The sequence below is a fragment of the Streptomyces sp. CA-294286 genome (assembly GCF_050947155.1).
Lineage (GTDB): Bacteria > Actinomycetota > Actinomycetes > Streptomycetales > Streptomycetaceae > Streptomyces.
Map to the genome: position 1 here is coordinate 5,475,728 of NZ_CP192005.1, position 9,273 is coordinate 5,485,000.

General features: G+C 71.0%; 6 protein-coding genes and 1 pseudogene (1 of these 7 running past the window's edge). 3 read left to right on the plus strand and 4 right to left on the minus strand.

Annotated features, from left to right (window positions below):
• Positions 1-110 precede the first annotated feature (110 nt).
• The 3 genes and pseudogenes from glpK to ACQPZG_RS28950 all read right to left on the minus strand — a co-directional run bounded on the left by glpK (position 111) and on the right by ACQPZG_RS28950 (position 2,994).
• Positions 111-1,631 (minus strand): glycerol kinase GlpK, encoded by a 1,521-nt coding sequence (glpK, locus tag ACQPZG_RS28940; protein WP_433548626.1) that lies wholly within the window; start codon positions 1,629-1,631, stop codon positions 111-113.
• A gap of 9 nt (positions 1,632-1,640) precedes the next feature.
• A pseudogene (locus tag ACQPZG_RS28945) lies at positions 1,641-2,434 on the minus strand (MIP/aquaporin family protein).
• 215 nt (positions 2,435-2,649) lie between these two features.
• The gene (locus tag ACQPZG_RS28950) at positions 2,650-2,994 is read right to left on the minus strand and encodes an Mpo1-like protein (protein ID WP_433548627.1); all 345 of its coding nucleotides are present in this window, start codon (positions 2,992-2,994) and stop codon (positions 2,650-2,652) included.
• An 894-nt stretch (positions 2,995-3,888) separates the two neighbouring features.
• Between ACQPZG_RS28950 and ACQPZG_RS28955 the strand changes: the two genes are divergently transcribed.
• From ACQPZG_RS28955 to ACQPZG_RS28965, 3 genes are all read left to right on the plus strand, one after another.
• Positions 3,889-4,389, plus strand: a complete 501-nt coding sequence (locus ACQPZG_RS28955) for an NUDIX domain-containing protein (RefSeq protein WP_433548628.1) — start codon at positions 3,889-3,891, stop codon at positions 4,387-4,389.
• Between the two features lie 972 nt (positions 4,390-5,361).
• Positions 5,362-7,368 (plus strand): acetoacetate--CoA ligase, encoded by a 2,007-nt coding sequence (locus ACQPZG_RS28960; protein ID WP_433548629.1) that lies wholly within the window; start codon positions 5,362-5,364, stop codon positions 7,366-7,368.
• Positions 7,369-7,445: 77 nt separating this feature from the next.
• Positions 7,446-8,366 carry a hypothetical protein gene (locus tag ACQPZG_RS28965; RefSeq protein WP_433548630.1) on the plus strand — a complete coding sequence of 307 codons (921 nt, stop codon included), beginning with the start codon at positions 7,446-7,448 and terminating at the stop codon, positions 8,364-8,366.
• 69 nt (positions 8,367-8,435) lie between these two features.
• Here ACQPZG_RS28965 and ptsP read toward each other — a convergent pair whose 3' ends face one another.
• Positions 8,436-9,273, minus strand: the 3' portion of a protein-coding gene (gene ptsP / locus ACQPZG_RS28970) for a phosphoenolpyruvate--protein phosphotransferase (protein WP_433548631.1). Its footprint extends 833 nt past the window's final position; 838 of the gene's 1,671 nt are visible here — the last part of the coding sequence; its start codon lies beyond the right edge, outside the window — the gene reads right to left on this strand; it ends in the stop codon at positions 8,436-8,438.

Here is a 9,273-nt window from a genome sequence, read left to right on the forward strand (position 1 = left end):
GGCCGCGGCCGTTGCCCCTCCCGTGCGACGCGTGCGGTACGGCCTGCCGTCGGCGTGAGCCGACGACGCGGGCGCACCCGGCAACGCGACGCCCGACGATCGTAGTGCCGTTACCCCTCCCCGTCCCCCTGCCAGCCGAAGCTGCGTTCCACGGCCTTGCGCCAGTTCCGGTACTCACGCTCGCGCTCCGGTGCACCCATCCGCGGCGTCCACTCCGCGTCCCGCTGCCAGTGCGCCTTCAGCTCGTCCAGGTCCGACCACACGCCGGTCGCCAGCCCGGCCGCGTACGCCGCGCCCAGGCACGTCGTCTCGGCGACCCTCGGCCGGATCACCGGCACGTCCAGCACATCCGCCTGATGCTGCATCAGGAGATCGTTGCCGGTCATCCCGCCGTCGACCTTGAGGGTGCTGATCCGCACGCCGGAATCCTGGTACATGGCGTCGACGACCTCACGCGTCTGCCAGCTCGTCGCCTCCAGCACCGCTCGGGCCAGATGCGCCTTGGTGACGTACCGGGTCAGCCCGGTGACGACGCCGCGTGCGTCCGCACGCCAGTAGGGCGCGTACAGGCCCGAGAAGGCCGGCACGATGTACGCGCCGCCGTTGTCCTCGACGCTCGCCGCGAGCGGTTCGATCTCGTCCGCGCTGCGGATGATCCCCAGCTGGTCGCGGAACCATTGCACCAGCGCGCCCGTGATCGCGATCGACCCCTCCAGGCAGTAGACCGGGGCCTCGCCGCCGATCTTGTAGCCCACCGTGGTGATCAGGCCGTTCTTGGACGGGACCGGCCGGGTCCCGGTGTTCAGCAGCAGGAAACTGCCCGTCCCGTACGTGTTCTTGGCCGTACCCGTCTCGTAGCACGCCTGCCCGAACACGGCCGCCTGCTGATCGCCCAGCGCGGATGCCACCGGCACCCCGGCGAGCTGTCCGACAGCGGTCCCGTACACCTCCGCCGAGGACCTGATCTCCGGCAGCACGGCCTCCGGCACCCGCATCGCGGAAAGGATCGACGGATCCCACTCCAGCGTCTCCAGATTCATCAGCATGGTCCGCCCGGCGTTGGTCACGTCCGTCACGTGCACGCCGCCCTGGGTGCCGCCGGTGAGGTTCCAGATCAGCCAGGAGTCGATCGTGCCGAAGGCGATCTCGCCGCGTTCGGCCCGCGTGCGCAACCCGGGGACGTTGTCGAGCAGCCAGGCCGCCTTGGGCCCGGAGAAGTAGCTCGCCAGCGGCAGCCCCGTTCGGTCGCGGAAACGGTCCTGCCCGTCGGTCCCGCCGAGTTCCGTGCACAGGGCGGCGGTGCGGGTGTCCTGCCAGACGATCGCGTTGTGCACCGGCTTGCCCGTTGCCCGGTCCCACAGAACGGTCGTCTCGCGCTGGTTGGTGATGCCGAGCGCGCTCAGCCGGTCGGCGCGCATGCCCGCCTTGGCGAGCGCCCCCGCGACGACCGCCTGGACCTTCGACCAGATTTCCGTGGCGTCGTGCTCCACCCAGCCCGGCTTCGGGAAGATCTGCCGGTGTTCCCGCTGGTCGACGGCCACGATCGCACCGCCGTGGTCGAAGATGATGCAGCGGCTGGACGTGGTGCCCTGGTCGATCGCCGCGACGAACGTCTCGCTGTGGTCGCTCATGAGATCCCCTCACTGTGAGAGCTGCTGGCGGAACGGCCCCGCATGCGGGGCCCGAAAGGGCCGGGACGAGAAAGCCATGGTGCAGACGAGGCCACCGAGGGCGCCGCCGCCGAGCGGGCCGACCACCGGAACCCCTGCATAGCTCCAGTCGCCACATCCCCTTGTGCGGGATCGGCAGTACGGCGTGCCACCAGGCGCGGACCGAGGTCGCGGGCGGGGTTGATGGCGCAGCCGGTGGGCCAGCCCAGGGACAGACCGATGCCGACCACCAGGAACGCCACGAGCAGAGGCTGGGTGCCGGATGTCCCCAGGCCCTTCGTCAGCCCGAACGCCAGGACGGGCAGAACCAGGGCGAAGGTGGCGATCACCTCGGTGAGGAAATTGCCGACCGGATTCTTGAGCTCGGGGATCGTCGCGAAGACGCCCAGAGTCGGAACGGCGGTCTCCGCCTCACGGCTGGCGTCGAACCGGGCGTAGTAGACGAGCCAGGCGAGCACGCCACCGACCACCGCCCCCGCCGGCTGCCCGAGCACGTACACCCAGACCCGGCTCCACACACCGGTGTCGACCGCGATGCCGAGGGTGGCCGCCGGACCGAGGTGTCCGCCGGAGAGCGCCCCCGCGGTGTACGCCCCGGCCAGCACCCCGAAGCCCCAGCCGAAGGCGATGACGACCCACCCGGCCGCTTTCGCCTTGGAGAACCTCGGAGCGACGGCAGCGCACACGCCCACCCCGAACAGGACGAGGATCGCGGTGCCGAGCAACTCACCGCGGAAGACTTCCCAGTTGCTCCAAGTGCTCATGAGGGGGCGGCTCCCAGGGCCTCGCCGGGGCGGGCCCCGGGCCTTGACCGAGCAGGGCGAGGCGCACTCAACAGCCCTACTGCACAAGCCAGTTGACATGGCACCGCGGACCGACACCGGGAAGTGTTCACCGGCCGGGATCGGGCGTCAAGGAGTTGGACGGCAACGGTGACAGGGGTACCGCAGCGGCGCCCCGAGGCGGGGCGCCGAGCCCCTCAGCGGTTCTCCGCGAGCCACTTCTCGGCGGTCTCCGCGAGCTCACGGTCGCGTCCCGCCAGCATCGTCCGGATCATCTGGACGTCTGCGCGCAGCGACCAGCCGGGGTGGCCGAAGGTGGCCGGATTGTTCTTCTCGATCAGGAAGTGGGCGGGCCACGCCGTCCCGTAGCCGATGAGCGGCAGCGCCGCCGCGTACCGCCGGCGGCCACGGGCCAGTCCGTAGAGGCTGACGGCGAGACCGGTGAGGGTACCGGTCAGGTGCAGCCAGCGGGTGGCGGCGCGGGAGTGCATCGCGACGTAGTAGGGCCAGAACTCCTCGTACGAATCAAACGTCTGCTCCATGAGGGCACGGTAGGCGCTCACCGGCGAACGGAACACGGAGCCGACCGCAAAAACCACCACGAACAACGGGATACGGAGAACCGTACGCGGAGATTCGGCGTCCGGTAGGAGAGAACGGGCTGCCGGGGCCGACGGGGGTGGTCCTGGCAGCCCGTTCGGTTGCCCGCCCCGAGACTCGGTCCGTGTTCCACCGTGCCGACTCCGGGCCCCGCCGTCCGACCCGCCCCACGCCCGGCCTCCCTCCAGGACCGACGTCGGGCGTCCACCTCCGCGCCTCCGTCCACGTGTTCCCACGTCGGGCCTCCCTCCACGTGTCCCCCGCATCGAGCCCCCTCCACGTGTCCCCATGCACGGCCGCTGTCCAGGTGCTCCCTCACCGGGCCCGTCCGCGTGACCCCCACGACGGGCCCTCTCCGCGTGTCCCCACGCACGGCCGCCGTCCGGGTGCTCGCACGCCGGGCCTCCGCCCGCGCGACCCCATACCAGGCCCCTTTACGTGTGCGCACGCACAGCCACTGTTCAAGTGCTCGCACACCGGGCCCCGTCCGCGTGACCCCACACCGGGCCCCTTTACGTGTGCGCACGCACAGCCACTGTTCAAGTGCTCGCACACCGGGCCCCGTCCGCGTGACCCCACACCGGGCCCCTTTACGTGTGCGCACGCACAGCCACTGTTCAAGTGCTCGCACACCGGGCCCCGTCCGCGTGACCCCACACCGGGCCCCTTTACGTGTGCGCACGCACAGCCACTGTTCAAGTGCTCGCACACCGGGCCCCGTCCGCGTGACCCCACACCGGGCCCCCGCCCACCGGCGCCGCGACGGGCTTTCTGCCACCCGCCGGCTGCGCCTCGGACCCTCCCGGCCCATCGAACTTCCGCTTACAGTCAGCGCCGTGACGTACACCCACTGTCCCCACTGCGGCACGCCGTACGCCGACGCCGGAGGTTGGCCCCGCACCTGCGCCGTCTGCCACGAGAGCACCTATCGCAATCCGCTGCCCGTGGCCGTCGCGCTGCTGCCCGTACGGTCGGGCGACGGCGTCGGGCTGCTCGTCATCACCCGTGCCATCGAGCCGCGACGCGGCGGAGTCGCACTGCCGGGCGGCTTCATCGACCACGGAGAGGACTGGCGGGAGGCCACGGTCCGCGAACTCCGCGAGGAGACCGGGATCGTCGCCGCGGCCCGGGACGTCCGGCTGGCCGACGCACTCAGCTCCCCGACCGACCACCTCCTCCTCTTCGGCCTGCTCCCCACCGTTGCCGCAAGCTCCCTGCCTCTCGCGGTGCCCACCGCCGAAACGACCGGCTGGCATCTTCTCCACACACCGGCCGAACTGGCTTTCCCTCTCCACACCCGAGCCGCACGTGCCTGGTTCAACGGCTCGTACGCCTGACCCGCCCCGACCCGCCACACGAGCCCCAGGTCCACGCGCACGTTCCGTGCGGTTCGTCGCCCCCGTACGTGCGCCAAGTGCACGCTCCGGTGGTCGGCTCCCCGAGGGCCGTCGCGGACACCCGGCAGCGCCCGCCGACGTACCTGCCGCCCCGCGCCCCGCCGACGCGTACCCACCGCGGACGCACCTGTCGCTCCTCTGATCCGTATCCAAGCCCGTCCCTCCCATCGCCCTGCGTTCGCGAGCACGCCCCGGCTCGCCAGGCGGCACTCGGGCACGTCGCTCCCTCACAAGCCCCGGCGGCCCACGAGCACCGAGAGTCGTCGCCCTCCTCCCGTCGTCAGGCATCGGCCCCGGCCAGAGGCAACGCCACGACCGCGGCTCCCGGGCCTCAGCGGTCAGACACGACGCCCGTCGTACGCCGACGCCCCGGAGCAACGCCGACGACAACAGGGCGAGCTCCCTGCCCACCCGGCCCTCCGCCGCTCGGCGTCCGCGCCCGCACGTCCAGCCACGCACCACACAGTCCGAGCGCCGGCGGCCGCGGCAGTGCGGGAGGCGGCCCCGACGATCGGCCGTGCGCTATACGGCACCCGACGATCGGCGCCCGCGCGGTGAACGGCAGGCGTCGGCACCGGCCACTTCCCGGCAGCGCGCCCGCCCGCCCCCTCGAACGGACAGCGGAGGCCCGGCCCCCGCACACCGGCCGCTGTATCCGTCCGGTAGTCGGTCACCCTGGTGCGGAAGTCGATCACGTGGCATCGTCCCCCTCAGCCCTGCTCGCGGCACGGCGCGCCGCGACGGCTCGGCCGGACACCGACCCGATCGGACCGGCCGCCCACCCCCGGCGCAGCCGGAGCGACAAGAACCGGAACGACCCGCACCAGCCCGTCCAGCAGCCACCCCCGCAGAACAGCCGAACGACGTAACCGCACCACAGAACCCGTAGAGCCGCAGAACCCGGGAGCCCCCATGACCTCGACCGCAGCGACGAACTCCGCGTCCCAGCCCGAGCCGCCCCTGTGGCAGCCGGGACCCGACCGCATCGCCGAGGCGGCGGTCACCCGCTTCCAGTCCTGGGCCTCAGAGCACTACGGTGCCCCCGCCGACGGAGGATACGAAGCCCTCCACCGCTGGTCGGTCACCGAGCTCGACACGTTCTGGAAGGCCGTCGCCGACTGGTTCGACGTCCGCTTCTCCACCCCGTACGAGTCGGTACTCGGCGATCGCACGATGCCCGGTGCGCAATGGTTCCCGGGGGCCACCCTCAACTACGCCGAACATGCCCTGCGCGCCGCGGAGGACCCCTCCCGAGCCGCCGAGCCCGCCCTGCTGCACGTCGACGAGAACCAGCGCCCCGACTCCGTCACCTGGGCCGAGCTCCGCCGTCAGGTCGGTTCCCTGGCCGCCGAGCTGCGCGCCCTCGGCGTGCGGCCCGGCGACCGCGTCAGCGGCTATCTCCCCAACATCCCCCAAGCCGTCACCGCCCTCCTCGCCACCGCGGCCGTCGGCGCCGTATGGACCTCCTGCGCCCCTGACTTCGGCGCCCGCAGCGTCCTCGACCGCTTCCAGCAGGTCGAACCCGTCGTCCTCTTCGCCGTCGACGGCTACCGCTACGGCGGCAAGACCCACGACCGCACCGACACCGTCGCCGAACTCCGCCGCGAACTCCCCACCCTGCGCGCGGTGATCCACATCCCGCTGCTCGACACGCCCGCCCCCTCCGGCACCCTCGAATGGTCATCCCTCACTGAGAGTGACAACGAGCCGGTCTTCGAGCAAGTTCCCTTCGACCACCCCCTGTGGGTTCTCTACTCATCGGGAACCACCGGCCTCCCCAAAGCAATCGTCCAGTCCCAGGGCGGCATCCTGCTCGAACACTTCAAGCAGCTCGGGCTGCACTGCGACCTCGGCCCCGAGGACCGCTTCTTCTGGTACACCTCCACCGGCTGGATGATGTGGAACTTCCTCGTCTCCGGTCTTCTGACAGGAACCACGGTCGTGCTGTACGACGGCAGTCCGGGCTTCCCCGACACGGGCGCCCAGTGGGCCGTCGCGGAGCGTACCGGCACCACCCTCTTCGGCACTTCCGCCGCCTACGTCATGGCCTGCCGCAAGGCAGGAGTCCACCCCGCGGCCGGTCACGACCTCTCCCGCGTCAAGTGCGTCGCGACCACCGGTTCTCCGCTCCCGCCCGACGGCTTCCGCTGGCTGCACGACGAATTCGCCGAAGCCGGCCACGACCTCTGGATCGCGTCCGTCAGCGGCGGCACCGACGTGTGCAGCTGCTTCGCAGGAGCCGTCCCCACCCTGCCGGTCCACATCGGCGAACTCCAGGCACCCTGCCTCGGCACCGACCTCCAGGCATGGGACCCCCAAGGCGCACCCCTCACCGGAGAAGTCGGCGAACTCGTCGTCACCAACCCCATGCCGTCCATGCCGACCCGCTTCTGGAACGACCCCGACGGCGCCCGCTACCACGACAGCTACTTCGACACCTACCCCGACGTGTGGCGGCACGGGGACTGGATCACGATCACCGCACGCAACTCCGTGATCATCCACGGCCGCTCGGACTCCACCCTCAACCGCCAGGGCGTCCGCATGGGCTCCGCCGACATCTACGAGGCGGTCGAACGGCTCCCCGAGATCCGCGAATCCCTCGTCATCGGCCTCGAAGAGCCGAACGGCGGCTACTGGATGCCGCTCTTCGTCCACCTCGCCGACGGCGCCGTGCTCGACGACACGCTGCGCACCCGCATCAAGAACACGATCAGGACCGCACTGTCCCCCCGTCACGTCCCCGACGAGGTCATCGAGATCCCCGCCGTCCCGCACACGTTGACCGGCAAGCGCATCGAAGTTCCGGTAAAGCGCCTCCTTCAGGGGACCCCCCTGGCAAAGGCGGTCAACCCGGGCTCGGTCGACAACATCGACCTCCTCCACTTCTACGCGGAACTGGCCCGCACCCGACGCTGAACCAGTCGACCCACCTGCGTTGTCAGTGCTCCCGGTTACTGTGAGTGAGCAATGATCGACAGCGCTCAGGGGGAGCCATGGAGCAGGCGCACCACCACCAAAACCGGATCAGCAGCACCTCGAACCGCCGGAACACGAAGGCGAGGCGTCGCACTCTGCGCCGCGAAGTCCCCAGCACAGTGGGCCTGTTGGCCGACGAGCAGGACTTCGCGGCCATGACCGGCTACCGCAACTTCGCCTTCGACGACCACCCCACCTACCTCCAGCAGATCGACGACCTGCTCAAGACCCTGGCGGCCCAGGGCCTGCACACGAGCGTCACGCTCTTCGACCCGGAAGAATTCGGAGAGTTCTGTGCGGCGGCGGGCCTGGACCCCGACAGACCGGAGACCCGGGCCCGCTTCACCGCGCACGCCGCAGCCCGCGGCGTCTGCGTCCCGTACACGGGCCAGCCCGTCGACGCCCTGGTGCCCGTACTCATCAACGAGGCGGTCCGACAAGCCACCTGGGACTGCGCGACCCTCCTCCTCACCGACCTCGGCAACTGCGCCGAATGCGGCGAGGACATCGGTCGCGAAGCCTTCGAACGGTCCTCGCGCCTGCTGCTGGGACTGCTGAGGGGAGCGGGCACCGGGATCCACCACCTCGTGTGCAGCGTCCCGGCCGACGAGGAACAACTGCTCGCCGTACTGCACGCCGAAGCGAGCGACGACGGTGTCCCCGAGCTCCAGGACGACGAGGGGGCGGAGTTCGTGACGGTCCTCGCCGCGGGCATCGCCCTCGGAAGCCCTGTGGGGGTGGTGCTGCGCACGAGCCGGCAGGACGAACCCGACCGGGTGTACGGCTGGCGACTCGACCACGGCGGCCTCGCCGTCCTGACCGCGGCCGAAGTCTTCAACGCCTACTGCACCGACGCCGAGACCGGGGAACCGGTCGCCCCGGAACCAGGCGTCGACTACTGCGCGGGCTTCCCGATCACCGACGTGACAGGCCACTGAAAAGGTCCTGGGGGCCGCCGAAGGATCCGGCGGCCCCCAGGACCGGCAAGTACGCTCAGCGCTGTCGGGTCATTCCCCGGACAGCACCGCCTGCGCTGCCAGACGAGCCTCGTCGGCCGTGTCCACGGCACGCGCCGCGGCAGCCGCCCGCTCGCACTGCGCAAGCGTGTACTTCGCCAGCGTCGCCCGCACGTACGGGATGGCCTTGGCGCCCATCGACAGGGAGGTGACGCCCAGACCGGTCAGCACACAGGCGAGCAGAGGATCGGCAGCGGCCTCGCCGCACACGCCGCAGCTCTTCCCCTCGGCCTTGGCCGCCTCGGCGGAGGCCGCCACCAGGTCGAGCAGCGCAGGCTGCCACGGGTCCTGGAGCCGCGACACCGCACCGACCTGCCGGTCCGCCGCGAAGGTGTACTGCGCCAGGTCATTGGTGCCCAGCGAAAGGAACTCGACCTCCTGGAGGATCGATCGCGCCCGCAGCGCGGCGGACGGAATCTCCACCATCGCACCGAACTTCGCCTCCAGGCCGGCCTCACGACACGCATCCGCGAACGCCCTGGCATCCGTACGGTCCGCGACCATGGGCGCCATGACCTCCAGGTACACCGGCAGGCCCTCGGCGGCCTTCGCCAGCGAGGTCAGCTGGGTGCGCAGCACCTCGGGGTGGTCCAGCAGCGAACGCAGTCCCCGTACGCCGAGTGCCGGGTTCGGCTCCTCGGCCGGGGTGAGGAAGTCGAGCGGCTTGTCCGCACCGGCATCCAGCACACGGACGACCACACGGCTCTCGGGGAAGGCCTCCAGCACCTGACGGTAGGCCCCGACCTGAGACTCCTCGGACGGCGCCTGCTTGCTGTCGTCCAGGAAGAGGAACTCGGTACGGAACAGCCCGACGCCCTCGGCACCGGCC

Bases quoted from the DNA above. Each gene is read 5' to 3' on its own strand.
- glpK (WP_433548626.1), bottom strand. From the start codon at position 1,631: ATGAGCGACCACAGCGAGACGTTCGTCGCGGCGATCGACCAGGGCACC.
- ACQPZG_RS28950 (WP_433548627.1), bottom strand. From the start codon at position 2,994: ATGGAGCAGACGTTTGATTCGTACGAGGAGTTCTGGCCCTACTACGTC.
- ACQPZG_RS28960 (WP_433548629.1), top strand. From the start codon at position 5,362: ATGACCTCGACCGCAGCGACGAACTCCGCGTCCCAGCCCGAGCCGCCC.
- ACQPZG_RS28965 (WP_433548630.1), top strand. From the start codon at position 7,446: ATGGAGCAGGCGCACCACCACCAAAACCGGATCAGCAGCACCTCGAAC.